Source organism: Agrobacterium sp. NPDC090273 (genome assembly GCF_044772305.1).
In the GTDB taxonomy this organism is placed as follows: Bacteria; Pseudomonadota; Alphaproteobacteria; order Rhizobiales; family Rhizobiaceae; genus Agrobacterium.
In genome coordinates this window covers 52,894-67,901 of the sequence record NZ_JBIVYN010000012.1, presented here as the reverse complement: position 1 = coordinate 67,901, position 15,008 = coordinate 52,894, and the positions used below count along the sequence as shown (strand labels likewise).

Below are 15,008 nucleotides of genomic sequence, written 5' to 3'. Positions count from 1 at the left end.
GCATTGTGCCTCCGGGCATAGGGACAGACCCCATGATACGCTACATTCTCCAGCGCCTTGCTGGCATGATCGTCGTGATGTTCCTTGTTGTCACGATCGTCTTCGTCATCGTGCGCGTGACGCCGGGTGATCCGGCAGCAGTGATGCTCGGACCCGATGCGACATCACAGGATATTGCCGATCTGCGCGCCAGCCTTGGCCTAGACAGGTCTCTTGGCGTTCAATATCTCTATTATATTGGCCAATTGTTGAGGGGCGATCTCGGTCAATCGATCTTTCTGAACATGCCGGTTACATCGGCACTGCTTGATCGGGCCGAGCCCACCTTCTTCCTCACAGTGTTCTCGCTTCTCATCGCCGGCGTGATCGCTCTGCCGATCGGAATTTATGCCGCCTATCGTCGCGGGTCTTTTGTTGACCAGGCGGCGACCACACTTGCGATGTTGGCAGCCAGCATTCCCAGTTTCTGGCTGGGCCTCATTCTGATGCAGGTTTTCGCTGTCCGTTTCGGTCTGTTCCCGGTCTCGGGTTATGGCGGTCCGGGCTCCAGTTTCCTTGACCGTATGTATCATCTGACCTTGCCTGCCTTCGCGCTTGGTATCGTCTCTTCCGCGTTGATCCTGCGCTTTACGCGCGCCTCGATGCTCGATGTGCTGGGTGACGATTACATCCGCACTGCACGTGCCAAAGGTCTGATCGAGCGCAAGGTGATCCTCAAACACGCCCTGAAGAACGCCCTGATCCCGATCCTGACGGTCCTCGGTCTGACAGCAGCCGTGCTGATTTCTGGCGCTGTCGTTACCGAGACCGTGTTTGGTCTGCCGGGTGTCGGCAATCTTGTCGTCTCGGCGGTGCTGCGTCGTGACTACCCTGTCATCCAGGGCGCGCTGCTGGTGATCGCCGCGCTCTACGTCCTGATCAATTTTGCGATCGACATGCTCTATCTGTTGGTCGATCCGAGGGTGCGCTACTGATGAGCGATATTGCGATCAAGCCGGCCGAAAGCGAGGGCCGCAAGTTCATCCGCCGCTTCCTGAAGCGCAAGACCGTTGCTTTCGGCGTTGTCGTTCTGACGATCTTCGTGCTGCTGGCGATTTTCGCGCCATGGATAGCGCCCTATTCCCCGTCCAAACTTTCGATCGTGAACCGGCTGAAGCCGCCGAGTGAACTCTATTTCTTTGGTACGGATGAGTTCGGCCGCGACGTGCTGTCCCGCACGATCTTTGCCGGTCGGCTCTCGCTCCTAGTCGGTGCCGCCGTTGTGGCGCTCTCGGCGGTCATCGGGGTGACGCTCGGCCTGCTGGCCGGATTCTTCAAGAAGCTCGATACGCCGATCGCGCGTCTCATCGATGCCATGATGGCGTTTCCGGATATTCTTCTGGCGATTGCCCTTGTTGCAGCACTCGGTCCGTCATTGACGACTGTCATCATTGCGCTCTCGATTGTCTATGCGCCGCGTCTTGCCCGTATCGTCCGTGCTTCGACTCTCGTCATTCGTGAACTGCCCTATGTCGAGGCAGCACAGGCCCTGGGTATTTCCACCTTCCACATCATGACGCGTCATGTGCTGCGCAACCTGCTGTCGCCGATCATGGTGCAGGCAACCTTCCTTTTTGCCAGCGCGATGCTGGCAGAAGCCGGGCTCTCCTTCCTTGGGCTCGGTGTCAGCCCCGAAATTCCCACTTGGGGCACCATGATTGCCGCAGGCCGCCAATATATCGGCCAGGCAGACTGGATGACGCTGTTCCCCGGCGTCGCCATCATTCTCTCCGTGCTTTCGCTTCAGATGGTCGGTGACGGCCTGCGCGATATGCTCGATCCAAAACTTCGAAAGGACCCGTAAATGACCGGTGAAAAAACGGCCAAGCCGCTTCTCCTCACCAATGTGAAGCCGATGGCCTTCGGCGCCGACACTCCCTCTGGTGTCGTCGATATCCTCGTCGATGGTGAAGGCAAGATCGCCAAGATCGGTCCTCAGCTTGCCGTGACCGACGACATCACCCGTGTTGACGGCAAGGGCGCCTGGATTTCTCCGGGCTGGGTCGATCTGCACGTTCATATCTGGCACGGCGGCACCGATATCTCTATCCGTCCCTCAGAATGCGGTGCCGAGCGCGGCGTGACCACGCTGGTTGATGCGGGATCGGCGGGAGAAGCGAATTTCCACGGCTTTCGTGAGTATATCATCGAACCATCCAGAGAGCGCATCAAGGCGTTCCTCAATCTCGGTTCGATTGGTCTCGTGGCCTGCAATCGCGTTGCTGAACTGCGCGACATAAGAGATATCGATCTTGATCGGATTCTCGAATGCTACGCCGAAAACAGCGAGCATATCGTTGGGCTGAAGGTTCGCGCGAGCCATGTGATCACCGGCTCCTGGGGTGTTACCCCGGTCAAGCTCGGCAAAAAGATCTCCAAGATCCTGAAGATCCCGATGATGGTGCATGTCGGCGAGCCGCCGGCACTCTATGATGAAGTGCTCGAAATCCTTGGACCCGGTGACGTCGTCACCCATTGCTTCAACGGCAAGGCGGGCTCCAGCATCATGGAAGATGAGGACTTGTTCAATCTGGCCGAACGCTGCGCCAGTGAGGGTATTCGCCTCGATATTGGTCACGGAGGCGCATCGTTCTCGTTCAAGGTTGCGGAAGCTGCGATCAATCGTGGCCTGCTGCCGTTCTCGATTTCGACCGACCTGCACGGCCATTCGATGAACTTTCCGGTCTGGGATCTGGCAACGACAATGTCGAAGCTATTGTCCGTCGGCATGCCCTTCGACAAGGTCGTGGAAGCGGTCACCCATGCCCCGGCATCCGTGATCAAGCTTTCGATGGAAAATCGTCTTGCTGTCGGTCAGCGGGCCGATTTCACGGTCTTTGATCTCATTGATTCCGACATTGAGGCGACGGATTCAAACGGTGATGTCTCCGTGCTGAGCAAGCTGTTCGAACCGCGTTATTCGGTCATCGGCAGCGAAGCGATCACGGCCAGCCGTTACATCCCGCGCGCCCGCAGGCTGGTTCGTCACAGCCACGGTTATTCCTATCGTTGATACGCGAAACAAAAATCGCAAATGGGAGCTTACGTGAGCACCTCTCCAGTAAAAACCAAAATTGCAGCCTCGCCTTACGAGCGTTTGGCCGCACTCGGCATCACCCTGCCGCCACCGCCGCCGCCGATCGCCAACTTCGTCACGCATGTGATCGAAGGCAACATGCTCTACCTCTCCGGCCAAGGGCCGCGGGAGACTGACGGCTTCCTGCATGTCGGCAAAGTCGGCGCCGAAGTCGGTGTCGAGGATGCCTACAGGCATGCCCGACTGACCGGTATCAACCTGCTTGCGGTAATGCATGATGCGCTGGGCGATCTATCCCGCGTCAAGCGCGTCGTAAAATTGCTCGGCATGGTCAATGCCGTCCCGGGATTCCTCGACCATCCCAACGTCATCAATGGCTGCTCCGATCTCTTCAACGACGTGTTCGGTGAAGAGGTTGGCCAGCATGCCCGCTCGGCTGTGGGCTTCGGGTCTTTGCCGGGAAATATCACCGTCGAGATCGAAGCAATCGTCGCGCTGCGCGACTAGAGGAGAATGTCAGTGGTTGCGCCAGCCCATGGTCTTTTCGATACGTTCCGCCGACGCGCGCACATGCGCCGTGTAGTGGTTTTCGTCAGAAAAGGCCTTCTGTTCGGGAAGGACGATGGAGATGGTGGCAACGCACTGGCCGTCGCGATCACAGATCGGCGAAGCAATGCATGCAACGGCATAGTCCGACTCTCCCGCCTGGATCGAAAGACGCGACTGGAAGGCCGCGCCTGCAGACTGAGACAGGACTTCCGGGTCCATCTCCGCCCGTCCCGTCGGCGAGGTCTTGGCGCAGCGCCTGAACAGCTCGACGCGCTCCTGTTCCGGCAGGTGCCCCGCCAGCAGGCGGCCGGAAGCAGTCCAGTTCAGAGGAACTCGGGTTCCGACCCGCGATGCGACCTGAAAATGGCTCGGGCCGTCCGCCATCGCCAGCACCAGCATGTAGTCGCCGTCGCGGCCACAAAGCTGGACCGTTTCGTCGGCTTCGCGGCAAAGATCGTGCATTTCATGCGTGGCAACACTCATGAAATCAAGCGACCGCGCATAAGCAAGACCGTAATGGTAAAGCCTTGGTCCGAGCCACACGGAACCATCCGCGTTGCGCGACAACATCGTCTTTTCGACGAGATCGTCGACGATCACATAAACGGTCGAAAGCGGCGCCTTGACGGCCTTGGCTATGGCGTAAACGCCAGCCGGTGCGCCGGTTTCGTAAAGGTAATCAATGACCTGCAAAGCACGATCAATCCCACTCACGCGGGAGCGGCGCGCGGTCTTGTCGCCTGTCGTTTCGTCACCGGAAGCGCTGGTCATGGGGTGAACCGTCGATGATGTCTTGCCGTCCAATTCCACGCTCCTCGTATGCAGATGCGAGCTTATTACATAACTATGGCATACGCTTCAGTAAGGGAAATCACAAGGCCCCTTGGTCTGAAGCATTCGAAATTGGAGACCACAATGTCTGATGATATCCGCACCTCAGTTGGACTTCGCCCGGTGATCAATGTGTCCGGCACCATGACAAGCCTCGGCGCGTCGATCGTGGTTCCGGAAGCAATTGCCGCGATGTCGTCGATCCTGCCGCAGTTCGTTGAAATCAACGATCTGCAGCGCAAGGCGAGCGCCGTTATCGCGCGGCTGACGGGCGGCGAGGCAGGATTTGTCACCGCTTCCTGCTCTGCGGGCATTTCGCTCGCCGTTGCGGGCGCCATTACCGGCAACAACCTTCTGGCCATCGAGCAACTGCCGGATCGCGCTCCCGAGAAAAACGAAGTTCTCGTGCAGATGGGGCATGTCGTAAGCTACGGTGCGCCAGTCGATCAGGCCATCCGCCTTGCCGGCGGCAAACCGGTGCTGGTCGGACAGGCTACCTCGACCCACCGTTTCCACATGGAGCATGCGATCACCGAAAAGACGGCCGCAGCGGTTTATGTCGTTTCGCATCATGTTGTCGATTACGGTTTGCTGAACCTCAAGGAATTCGTGGAAATCGCCCATGCCAAGGGTGTTCCCGTGATCGTCGATGGAGCTTCGGAATACGATCTCGAAATATTCCTCGAGCAGGGTGCGGATATTGCTCTTTATTCCGGTCACAAGTTTCTGGGCGGCCCGACGTCGGGCATCGTTGCCGGACGCAAGGAACTGGTGCGACATGCCTTCCTTCAGAACATGGGCATCGGCCGCGGCATGAAGGTCGGCAAGGAAAGCATCTTTGGTGTCATGGCGGCACTGGAGGCCTGGGAAAAGCGGGATCATGCTGGCATTCGCGAAAGGGAAACCAGTTACCTCAACCTGTGGAAACAGACACTCGACGGTCGACCAGGTGTCACCGCGCTGATCGAACCCGATCCCACCAACAATCCTCTTGACCGCATGCGCGTCATCATCAAGGCGGAGGAAGCGCATATCACCGCCTGGGATCTTTCCGATGCGCTGGCGCGTGGCACTCCGCCGATCATCGTTCGCGACCATGAAGTCGAGCACCACTATTTCTATCTCGACCCATGCAATCTGCATCCTGGTCAGGAAACGATCGTTGCAAGGCGTCTGACGGAAGAACTCGAAAAGGCGCGTGCCTCGAACGAAATCATCGCGACGCCGATCGAAAACCGCAGCAAGCACCGCTTCGACGGCGCGCTTCGCTGGCCGGATTGATCATCAGAGCGAAACACAGACAGAGGAAGCAAGCATGGCAGGTATCCAGGCACAAACCAGCGCAGCGACAGATCCCGTTCTTTCCGTTCGCAACCTGACGACTTCGTTCTTGGTGGATGGCGTGTGGAAGCCTGTCGTCCGAGATGTTTCCTTTGATGTCGCCCCCGGCGAAACGGTCGCCATTGTCGGCGAGAGCGGTTCGGGCAAGAGCGTGACCTCTCTCTCGATCATGCGTCTCCTCCAGGCGGATTCGAGCCGTATCGAAGGCAAGATCCTGCTTGGTGGTCGGGATCTGCTTGCTCTTCCCGAAGAGAAGATGCGCAACGTTCGCGGCAATGATGTCGCGATGATCTTTCAGGAGCCGATGACATCGCTCAATCCGCTCTTCACGATCGGCGACCAGATTTCCGAGGCGCTGCTTTGCCACAAACCGATGTCGAAGGCCGAGGCGCGGGCCGAAACCATCCGGTTGCTGGAAAAGGTGCGCATCCCTTCTGCCGCGTCGCGTTTTGACGAATACCCACACCGCTTCTCCGGCGGCATGCGTCAACGTGTGATGATCGCAATGGCACTTGCGTCACGTCCGAAGCTGCTGATTGCCGACGAACCGACGACGGCTCTCGATGTGACGATCCAGGGTCAGATCCTCGATCTCATCAAGACGTTACAGGAAGAAGAGGGAACGTCGGTGCTGTTCATCACCCATGATATGGGTGTGGTCGCGGAGATCGCGGATCGTACCGTCGTCATGTATCGCGGCGAACAGGTGGAAACAGGCGCCACGGCCGACATCTTTCACCGTGGGCAGCATCCTTACACGCGTGCCCTGCTGTCTGCTGTCCCGGTTCTCGGATCGATGAAGGGTTACGAACGCCCACTGCGGTTTCCAGTGGTCAACACCGCAACCGGTGTATCGAAGCTGCCGGTGGAGACGGCCGATACCGTCGCCTCCAGCTTGCGCCCGGTACTGGAGGTCAAGAACCTCACCAAACGTTTCGATATCCACTCTGGTCTTTTCGGCAAGCTGACCGGCCGCGTCCATGCCGTCGAGAATGTTTCGTTCGACCTCCATGCTGGTGAAACGCTATCATTGGTTGGCGAGTCGGGCTGCGGCAAATCAACGACGGGCCGGGCCATCATGCGTCTCATCGATGCGCAGAGCGGTTCGGTCGTTGCCGATGGCAAGGATGTGCTGGCGCTGGACAAATCGGGTCTGCGCGAAATGCGCAAATCGATCCAGATGATTTTTCAGGACCCCTTCGCCAGCCTCAATCCGCGCATCCGCGTTGGTGATGCCATTGCCGAGCCCTATCTCGAGCATAAGATGGGCAACGCCAAACAGGCGAAAGACCGTGTTGCGGATCTCCTGGAAAAGGTCGGCCTTACGCCTGATATGGCGTCGCGTTTCCCGCATGAATTTTCCGGTGGCCAACGCCAGCGCATCTGCATCGCGCGGGCTTTGGCGCTGGAGCCGAAAGTGATTGTTGCGGATGAGAGCGTGTCGGCGCTCGACGTGTCGATCAAGGCGCAGGTCATCAACCTGATGCTAGACCTGCAGCAGCACCTGAACCTTGCCTTCCTTTCCATTTCGCACGACATGGCCGTCGTCGAACGCGTCAGTCACCGGGTTGCCGTGATGTATCTTGGAGAGATCGTCGAGATTGGTCCGCGGGCTGCGGTGTTTGAAAACCCGCAGCATGCCTACACCAAAAAACTGATGGCTGCGGTTCCGGTGCCGGACCCTGATCGTCGGAGCGAAAAGCGGTCCGCCGCAAACGACGAAATTAAAAGCCCGGTTCGCTCCGTCGATTATGTCGTCAAGCCGCTGGACTATCGCGAGGTGTCTCCGGGACATCTTGTAGCGGTCTGAGAAGGTCCCGCGTCTTTGACGTTCAGTCACCAGCGCGGCACCTTGCGCTCATAGGTCGGGTCAAACTTCTTCATGTAGGCCGTGTCGTCACGCTCTTTCATCGCCGTCTGCTCATACAGAGCGGCGAGTTTGGCGAGCTTGCTCCGGTCGAGGGCGACACCAAGCCCAGGCTCGGTCGGCACCTGCAGACGGCCGTTCCGGAACGTGAATGGTGTTCCTTCGATCACGTCGACGCCGGTCCAGGGATAATGTGTATCGCAGTCATAACTGAGGTTTGGTGTGGCGGCGGCCACATGCGTCATGGCGGCAAGCGTGATACCGAGATGCGAGTTCGAATGCATCGAAACTCCGAGCCCCAATGTTTCGCAAATCTTGCCGAGATGGGTCGAGGCGCGCAATCCACCCCAGTAATGATGATCTGACAGGACGATCTGCACGGCGTTTTTGCGGAAGGCCTCGGCGATCTGATCGAACTCCAGAACGATCATGTTGGTGGCAAGCGGAAGCGATGTGGCCGCCGCCACCTTTGCCATCTGGTCCATGCCGATGACAGGGTCTTCAAGGTATTCCAGAACGCTCTCGAGTTCGCGGGCGATGTGAATGGCGGTTTCAACCGTCCAGCCGCCATTTGGGTCGATCCGCAACGGGTGATCGGGAAAAGCCTTTCGCAATTTCCGCATCGTCTCGATTTCGAGATCGGGATGCAGCACGCCACCCTTCAGCTTCAGTGATTGGAAACCGTATGTTTCGACCATCTTCTGCGCTTCGCCGACCATCTGGTCAGGGGTCAGGACCTCTCCCCATTCATCAGGCTCTTCGCCGATATGGGCCGCGTACTTGAAGAACAGGTAGGCGCTGAAGGGAACGCTGGTCCGAACAGTGCCGCCCAAGAGGTCGGAGACAGGCCGCCCGAGCAACTTGCCCTGAATATCGAGGCAGGGCACTTCGAAGGCGGATGCGACGACGTCTGTTAGCTTGTGATCTGCCACGGCTGACTTCGCATTGATGCCACCGCCTCCGGGCAAAGCGGCAATCACCCGCGATTTCAATTCGTGAAGGTGAAACGGGTCGAGGCCGACCATGGCAGGCGCCGCACGTCGCAGGCCGTCCAGTGCCTTGATGCTTCCGTAGCTCTCCCCAAGACCCACGGTGCCATCGTCACAGACGACCTCGATAACAGTCCTCAGGGCGTGGGGTTGGTGGACGCCTTTGCAGTTCAGCAGAGGCTTGTCAGGGATGGCAACCGGGGTGAGATGGATTTCAGCGATCCGCATAAAAACTCCTATCGCCACCAGCTACGCGCTGCCGTCAGCGCGTCGTCAAGAGGTGGCAGTTCGGGATGCCAATGGCGCTCCCATTCGAGACTGAGGGGTATCTGTCGATCACTTGATCGAAGCAGTGAAATCAGGTCCGCCATGGGAAAGTTGCCGTGGCCGGGCAGCACATAGCGTCGGCTTCCTGCATCATCCAGCCTGCTGTCCTTGACGTGCAGATGGACAACGCTTTTGGCAATGTTTTGCCAGACGGTTGCGAGATCGGAGCCCTTGGCCCAGGTATGATGGGTATCCCACAAGATCCGCGCTGTCGGCACGCGCTCGACAAAAGCGAAGAGCTGTCTGGAATCGGCCAGTGCATCGTGGGTCTCGATCATCAGATCGACACTGAGTTGGCGCGACTGTCGCATTGCCTGCCAATCACTCAGCAGCTTTTCAGCGTGCGACATGTCTTGAGCGCTTAACTGCCCGCCGCCATCGAAAACACGAAGATGAGCGATCCCCGCTGCCTCGGCCCAAGGGATGAATGGTTCGACGGCGGAGAGGTCTCCGTTTTCGAACAATCGGACCGATGTGTTGAGTGCAGCCACCCTGAGATTGCGTCCGGTCAGGAAAGTGGCAAACCGATCAGGGCTGCCAAACTCAGCCTCCAGTGCCGCGATCAGATCAACCGTACCAGCCAGCGTCCGCAATTCCACACATGCGATGCCATGGTGTCGGGCGAGGTCAGTGACCTCGTGCAGATTGAGTTCGGAACAGCCGAGTGTCGAAAAGCTGTAGTCGAACGTCTTCATGCCATGCGCTCCATATCCTGCTTGAAAACGGGGTGCAGAGGTGGAAGGCCAGCGATGAAACGCTCGATTTCCGTGATGGCGAGATCGGACAGCGCCCGCAATTCATTGCCCAGTGCCCCGGCAATATGTGGGGTGAGAACGACATTGGGCAGATCGTAGAAGAGACTGTCGGTCGGCAGGGGCTCCGGTTCCGGCGTGTCGATCAGGATGCGCAGCCGTCCGGATTTTGCTTCCAACAGCAATGCATCGTGGTCGACGAGCCAGCCGCGCGCAGTGTTGATGAAGACCGCATGGTCGGCCATCAATGCAAGCTCGCGGGCGCCAATCATGTGGCGGGTTTCCGGCAGGATCGGTGCATGCAGCGAAACCACGTCGGACCAGGCGAGAAGCGCATGCAGGTCCATTTTCGTTGCACCCAGGGCCGAGGCGTCTGCCTCGGAGAGATAGGGGTCGTAAACGCCGATCTCGAAATTGCCCCGGCCAAGCATTTCGATCACCAGCCGCCCGATGCGGGATGCGCCGACAATGCCGATCCTGCGATCATAAGTGCCGAGGTAAGGCAGGCTCATGCCGCGCCTGCTGCCAAAGCCGCCGGTGCCGCGCTCTTTCCGGTGCTCATCGCGCAGGCGAAACACATCCTTGCAGCACATGATGATTGCCGCGTAGGTGAACTCGGCCACCGGCACGGCCATGGCGGATGCCGCCGTCGTCACCAGAATGTTGGACGTTTCCCAAAATTCGGGAGGTGCGACGCTGCGCACCGATGAAGCGGCATAAGCCAGCATTTTCAGTTTTGGTGCCCGGGAAAGCCGTTCTCTTGTCAGCGATGGCGTACCCCACGCTGCCAGCAGAATATCGGCCTCCGCCAAGGCCTTGCTTCCTTCTGCCGTATCGAAATCAGTGCAGGGAAAACCCGCAATGATGTCCGTTACGGCATTCAGCCGTGCCCATTCTCGCGATCCGAAGAACCCTTTGGGAAGCTCTTCGCGCATGGCGATCAACAGCCGTGGTTTGTCAGGGGACTTTTTCATGCGCGCACCGGGCTGGAAACGGGCCGGACATCAATGCGAGAAACGTCGATTGCGATTGGGTTAGATCCGGGCCGCAACAGGATATCGAGATAGAGTTCGGGCGGCGCGCTACCCGGCCGGAGTTTTAACGGTGGCGTACGCAGCGCGCCTTTCCATCGGATATCGGGGAAAGAAAAAACTGTGCCATCGTTGTCGCGGAAGGGAGCGAGCGCTGTTGCTTCCTGTCCTTCCGTCGCAACATCTTTCAGGCGTAGCGATATGCCAAGCACCCCCTCATGAGGAGGTACGTCGACGTCGCAGATCGCTTTCAGCCAAACGCCTGTGCCGGGGTGAACAAGCTCTCCACCGAGACGGTGGTTCTTTTCAATCATGTCGGTCACGACCCGCGCTGACGCGTCCGGCGCCAGATTGCCGGCTGGGTTGTTGATCGGATCGAAACGGTCGTCTCTTGCCAGAATGCGATCGGTGGCGCGGGGCAAAATCGTTTCGAGATAGGTTGCCAGCAGCTTTCCGACGGCGAAGGCACCCGGCACCGAAAAATGGGCGCCATCGTCGGAATAGCCCGGATAAGGCTCACCGAACTCGCTTTCAGGGTCGACCCAGACCGCGTTCCAATCGAACACATGGCAATTGGCGTGGCTTGCGGCAAACTCGATACTCTGGCGGTTGATCCAGTGCGCTTTTGCCCGTTCGGCACCGCCAGCCGGCCATTTTCCGACGCCGCGGGCCAGTATGGGGAGCAGGATCACGGTCTTTCCGGCGTCGAGCAAGGCTGATGCGATCCGTGCCCGTGTATCGGCAATCGTCTGACGGCTTTCCACCATCATGTCGTTGGTGCCGGCATCAACCAGGATCAAATCGAAATCCGATTGCAACAGTCGCGGCAGGCGCCGCTCGATCTCGACCGCTTTTTGACCGGAAACCCCGAAATTGAGGCCGGAAAAGAAGCGGCTGACACCGGGCCGATTGCTGGGCTCCCACCCGGATGGGACGGATGGATCATGATGGACCGGGCAGCTTAGCCTGCCATGCGACAGGACCTCTGCCCAGCTCATCCAGCCGCGTGCCGATGTGGCAAGCGAGCCCGCGTCGCCGATATGGTTCTGCTGGACGAGCGATGTTCCGAGCACGGCAATTCGGCTCGCCCTTGGTAACGATACGGACATGGTTTTACCAGGATATCAGGAGAACAGAACGCCGCCATTGATGTCGTAGCAGGCGCCGGTGATGTAGGCCGCATCATCAGATGTCAGGAATGCCACCAGACCGGCGACGTCTTCGCTCGACCCTTCACGCTTCAGCGATGTGGCACCGGCCACCCGTTCGCGCACCTCGGGTTTGGTGAAGGTGTCGTGGAAGGTCGTCGAGATCATCCCGGGGCAGACGGCGTTGACGCGAATGTTCGGGCCGGCTTCCTTGGCGAGGCCGCGGGTGAAGGTCATGACGGCGCCCTTGGAGGTCGCATAGGCGAGCGCGCCCGGACCGCCGCCATCGCGACCGGCCTGCGATGAGAAGGTGACGATTGCGCCACCCTTCGCCATCTTCGGCAACGCTGCCTTTGTGGTGAGGAAGAGCGAGGTGAGGTTGACGTCGAGTACCTGGTGCCAGAAGGCTTCGTCCATTTCGGCAATCGTCTTGCGGGCAATCAGGCCACCAGCGACATGTACGAGACCATGAATCTCGCCAAACTTGTCGACAGCGGTCGAAATCGCCGCCTCGACGTCGCTTGCTTTGGTAAGATCCGCCTTGATCGCGATGGCCGAGCCTCCGATTTTTTCGATTTCGGCAACGGCTGTGGCCGCGCCATCGGCTGCACCGTTATAGGTCAGCACGACATTGGCACCTTCCTGCGCAAAACGGATGGCGCATGCACGGCCGATATCCCGGCCTGCACCGGCGACGACAACAGTCTTGTTGGTGAAACGTTGCATTTGAAAACCTCGCATTGACTAGAATTGCTTGGGAAGGGAGAGCTTGAAACGCTCGTCGTCGACATCGCTGAAGTAGATGTCTGTCGAAAAACCCTGATCGTCGATGAAGCTGAAAATCCGCTTCGGTTCGTTCAGGCTGTAGGGCACTAGAAGGGTGACCAGGCGATGCCGGGTTGAGGCCGGGACAGTCGCGCAGACGTGATGATGGATATCGAGACCCTCGAATTCCTTCGGGTCGATCTCGGGAAATCCTTCAATGGCTGTGATTTGCGGTGTGCCTGCCGACGAGAAGACGAACTGACCGTAGAAACCCGCTTTCTTGCCTGTGTATCGAAAACTCGATCGACCGGTCTGCGGCGCCCCGAGTGTATGGCAGAGCCATTGCAGTTCCTGGGGTTCTTCGCACTCGACCTCATCGACAAACACGAAATAGCTGTCGTTGACGAAGTGGATTTCGCGTTCTGCCTTGCGGACCAGCGGATTTCCAACCTGATAGGCGGCCGTTGCATCGCCAAGGATGCGAACATGACCGGGCTTTTCTTCCACGGATACAATACGACCCGCGGCCCGCCGTGCCAGCGCCTTGTCTTTCTCCGCATATTGGCCTTTGCCACCAATCAGCACCGCATTTTTCGAGCGTGTCTGCCGGCGCCAGTTCAGGTGCATCTGTGAATTGAAGGCGACATAATAGCCCGACTGTATCGCAAGGTCTTCGCCATAGGCATAAAGCGCAAAGGCATTCTGATCGCCATGGCTGTGGCTGAGCGATCCATACGGGCTCGATTTGAAGACGAACTGCAGATGCCGGTCCGGGTCTTCCATATGTTTCTGGATGGTTACCCAGCCGATATCGTCAAACACCGCAAGTGCTGGCAGGTCAGCCGGCGAGACGGGCTCGACCTGGCGGTAATCATGGCGATAGACCAGATCATCAAAATTCAGATCCCACCAACCGTAATTGTAAAAGGCCATTTCCGTCCCGGCCGCATCATTTTTGAGGCGATCGAAATACCATTGGTAATGACCGTTGCCGGTCACCCCTGCAAACTGCCTCACATTGTAACCCACCTTCAGTCCGGGAAGATCGCCCAGGGTGGAATCGTCACCGAAATTGGCGCGGCGGGTGCCGGGCGCCTTGGTGTAAAGCGGGAACCGTCCAGTGTTCTGGAAGAACGGCCGCTGGTAGAGGTCGTAACCGATATAGGAGCGGATCAGGTTGGCGGCTTCGATGAGATAGGCCATACCGGTCATCCAGTAATGCGGCCCTTCGGCCCAGCCGCCATCTGTTCCCGCCCATGGCGAATAAAGCGTGGCGAGGAACTCAACTGTATAGTCGAGCCATTCGCCGGCCTCATCGCTTTCCCCAAGCAGAGAAATGCAGGCGGGGGTGAGGACGGCAGACAGCGAACGAACGGCGTGGCTGTCATAAGGGAAGACGTGAATGCGTGCATGGGCTGTCACGTGGTCTGCGACTTCACGCGTCCGGCGCAGCAGCACATTTCTGACGGTCTCTCGTTCGTCTGCGCTCAAATGGTCGTAAAGCCAGTCGTAACCCCAGGCGAGGGCGACAACGACACGGAACCCGGCCTCGTCGTTATAGGCGCGCGATGTTGCGCCATTAGGGTCCCAGGCGGCAACGGATAACAGCCAGTCTCGGGCTTTATCGAGAAGGTCTTCCCGTCCCAAGACCCGACCGGCAATCGCCAGATGGCGGATTGCGTAAATCACTTCCTGGCAATCGATATACATCTGGCGCCACAGCGCCGCGACGCGGATGTTGTTCGGGTAAGGCTGCGGTTCTGGCATGATCGGCCGGTCGATCCAGGGTTCTACCGACTTCTCGAAAAAGTCGGTCCAGCCGCAATGGTCAGGGTCTTTGGCGACGGCGTCGGCGAAGACTTTCAACTGATTGGGATTGAGCCAGAGCCTCGGATGGGATCTGTGGGCAGCCTCATGACGGGTTGCCCTGCTGGGTACCGGTGTTTTGGGCAGTGCCGCGACGATCTCGAAACTGCGCACCTTGCTCCAGTTGGAAAGGGGCGCTGCAGCATTCTGGTCCCAGAGGGCATAGGTCCAATGATAGTGACCTTCCGCCAGGGCTTCATCCGGTGTGAAGAAATTCCAGGCGAGGTCTTCGAATGTGTGCGTCTTCGCGTCTGAAAATCCGGGATCGGTCGAGATGCGCAGAACGTAGCGTGCGCCATCATCGATATCGGGCAGCCAGGAAAAACGCGGCGGGTTCTCGGTGGGCGGTGTTTGCTCGCTCGGCATGTAACCAATGGTCAAGGAACCGGGGCGCGGTTCATCGAGATGAGCTTGTCTGGCAATCGCCGAGGCAGAGGGACGCATTGCGCTCTAACTCCTTAAAAAG

The 15,008-nt window shown here is 58.6% G+C and carries 13 protein-coding genes; 6 read left to right on the top strand and 7 right to left on the bottom strand.

What is annotated here, in order from left to right:
• The first annotated feature begins 32 nt into the window (after positions 1-32).
• The 4 genes from ACIQT8_RS23860 to ACIQT8_RS23845 are packed head-to-tail and all read left to right on the top strand — an operon-like array spanning position 33 to position 3,583.
• Positions 33-974: an ABC transporter permease gene (locus ACIQT8_RS23860; RefSeq protein ID WP_400970616.1), complete on the top strand. Its 942-nt coding sequence runs from the start codon at positions 33-35 to the stop codon at positions 972-974.
• Positions 974-1,843 carry an ABC transporter permease gene (locus ACIQT8_RS23855; RefSeq protein WP_400970613.1) on the top strand — a complete coding sequence of 290 codons (870 nt, stop codon included), beginning with the start codon at positions 974-976 and terminating at the stop codon, positions 1,841-1,843. Before ACIQT8_RS23860 ends, ACIQT8_RS23855 begins: the two co-directional genes overlap by 1 nt.
• Positions 1,844-3,052, top strand: a complete 1,209-nt coding sequence (locus tag ACIQT8_RS23850) for an amidohydrolase/deacetylase family metallohydrolase (RefSeq protein ID WP_138791427.1) — start codon at positions 1,844-1,846, stop codon at positions 3,050-3,052.
• 33 nt (positions 3,053-3,085) lie between these two features.
• Entirely contained in the window at positions 3,086-3,583 is a 498-nt protein-coding gene (locus ACIQT8_RS23845) for a RidA family protein (RefSeq protein ID WP_400970609.1), read from the top strand.
• Between the two features lie 9 nt (positions 3,584-3,592).
• Here ACIQT8_RS23845 and ACIQT8_RS23840 read toward each other — a convergent pair whose 3' ends face one another.
• Positions 3,593-4,435: an IclR family transcriptional regulator gene (locus ACIQT8_RS23840; RefSeq protein ID WP_400970606.1), complete on the bottom strand. Its 843-nt coding sequence runs from the start codon at positions 4,433-4,435 to the stop codon at positions 3,593-3,595.
• 105 nt (positions 4,436-4,540) lie between these two features.
• Here ACIQT8_RS23840 and ACIQT8_RS23835 point away from each other — a divergent pair, with 105 nt between their 5' ends.
• Positions 4,541-5,737: an aminotransferase class V-fold PLP-dependent enzyme gene (locus tag ACIQT8_RS23835; protein WP_400970603.1), complete on the top strand. Its 1,197-nt coding sequence runs from the start codon at positions 4,541-4,543 to the stop codon at positions 5,735-5,737.
• Positions 5,738-5,771: 34 nt separating this feature from the next.
• Positions 5,772-7,607: an ABC transporter ATP-binding protein gene (locus tag ACIQT8_RS23830; RefSeq protein ID WP_400970600.1), complete on the top strand. Its 1,836-nt coding sequence runs from the start codon at positions 5,772-5,774 to the stop codon at positions 7,605-7,607.
• A 26-nt stretch (positions 7,608-7,633) separates the two neighbouring features.
• Here the strand turns inward: ACIQT8_RS23830 and ACIQT8_RS23825 are convergent, their stop codons facing one another.
• From ACIQT8_RS23825 to ACIQT8_RS23800, 6 genes are read right to left on the bottom strand one after another with little or no spacing between them, the layout of a single operon-like run.
• Positions 7,634-8,881, bottom strand: a complete 1,248-nt coding sequence (locus ACIQT8_RS23825) for a glucarate dehydratase family protein (protein WP_400970597.1) — start codon at positions 8,879-8,881, stop codon at positions 7,634-7,636.
• 8 nt (positions 8,882-8,889) lie between these two features.
• Complete coding sequence (locus tag ACIQT8_RS23820; protein ID WP_400970594.1) at positions 8,890-9,675, bottom strand: sugar phosphate isomerase/epimerase family protein; 786 nt, start codon at positions 9,673-9,675, stop codon at positions 8,890-8,892.
• The gene (locus tag ACIQT8_RS23815; RefSeq protein WP_400970591.1) at positions 9,672-10,706 is read right to left on the bottom strand and encodes a hydroxyacid dehydrogenase; all 1,035 of its coding nucleotides are present in this window, start codon (positions 10,704-10,706) and stop codon (positions 9,672-9,674) included. Before ACIQT8_RS23815 ends, ACIQT8_RS23820 begins: the two co-directional genes overlap by 4 nt.
• On the bottom strand, positions 10,703-11,872 hold the full coding sequence (locus ACIQT8_RS23810) for an SGNH/GDSL hydrolase family protein (protein WP_400970588.1): 1,170 nt from the start codon (positions 11,870-11,872) through the stop codon (positions 10,703-10,705). Before ACIQT8_RS23810 ends, ACIQT8_RS23815 begins: the two co-directional genes overlap by 4 nt.
• A 15-nt stretch (positions 11,873-11,887) precedes the next feature.
• Complete coding sequence (locus tag ACIQT8_RS23805) at positions 11,888-12,637, bottom strand: SDR family NAD(P)-dependent oxidoreductase (RefSeq protein ID WP_400970585.1); 750 nt, start codon at positions 12,635-12,637, stop codon at positions 11,888-11,890.
• 18 nt (positions 12,638-12,655) lie between these two features.
• Complete coding sequence (locus tag ACIQT8_RS23800; protein WP_400970582.1) at positions 12,656-14,986, bottom strand: alginate lyase; 2,331 nt, start codon at positions 14,984-14,986, stop codon at positions 12,656-12,658.
• Between the last annotated feature and the right edge of the window lie 22 nt (positions 14,987-15,008).

Excerpts from the sequence above, each read along its gene's own strand:
- ACIQT8_RS23860 (WP_400970616.1), top strand. The coding sequence starts at position 33 with ATGATACGCTACATTCTCCAGCGCCTTGCTGGCATGATCGTCGTGATG.
- ACIQT8_RS23815 (WP_400970591.1), bottom strand. The coding sequence starts at position 10,706 with ATGAAAAAGTCCCCTGACAAACCACGGCTGTTGATCGCCATGCGCGAA.
- ACIQT8_RS23810 (WP_400970588.1), bottom strand. The coding sequence starts at position 11,872 with ATGTCCGTATCGTTACCAAGGGCGAGCCGAATTGCCGTGCTCGGAACA.
- ACIQT8_RS23820 (WP_400970594.1), bottom strand. The coding sequence starts at position 9,675 with ATGAAGACGTTCGACTACAGCTTTTCGACACTCGGCTGTTCCGAACTC.
- ACIQT8_RS23800 (WP_400970582.1), bottom strand. The coding sequence starts at position 14,986 with ATGCGTCCCTCTGCCTCGGCGATTGCCAGACAAGCTCATCTCGATGAA.
- ACIQT8_RS23805 (WP_400970585.1), bottom strand. The coding sequence starts at position 12,637 with ATGCAACGTTTCACCAACAAGACTGTTGTCGTCGCCGGTGCAGGCCGG.
- ACIQT8_RS23855 (WP_400970613.1), top strand. The coding sequence starts at position 974 with ATGAGCGATATTGCGATCAAGCCGGCCGAAAGCGAGGGCCGCAAGTTC.
- ACIQT8_RS23830 (WP_400970600.1), top strand. The coding sequence starts at position 5,772 with ATGGCAGGTATCCAGGCACAAACCAGCGCAGCGACAGATCCCGTTCTT.
- ACIQT8_RS23850 (WP_138791427.1), top strand. The coding sequence starts at position 1,844 with ATGACCGGTGAAAAAACGGCCAAGCCGCTTCTCCTCACCAATGTGAAG.
- ACIQT8_RS23835 (WP_400970603.1), top strand. The coding sequence starts at position 4,541 with ATGTCTGATGATATCCGCACCTCAGTTGGACTTCGCCCGGTGATCAAT.
- ACIQT8_RS23825 (WP_400970597.1), bottom strand. The coding sequence starts at position 8,881 with ATGCGGATCGCTGAAATCCATCTCACCCCGGTTGCCATCCCTGACAAG.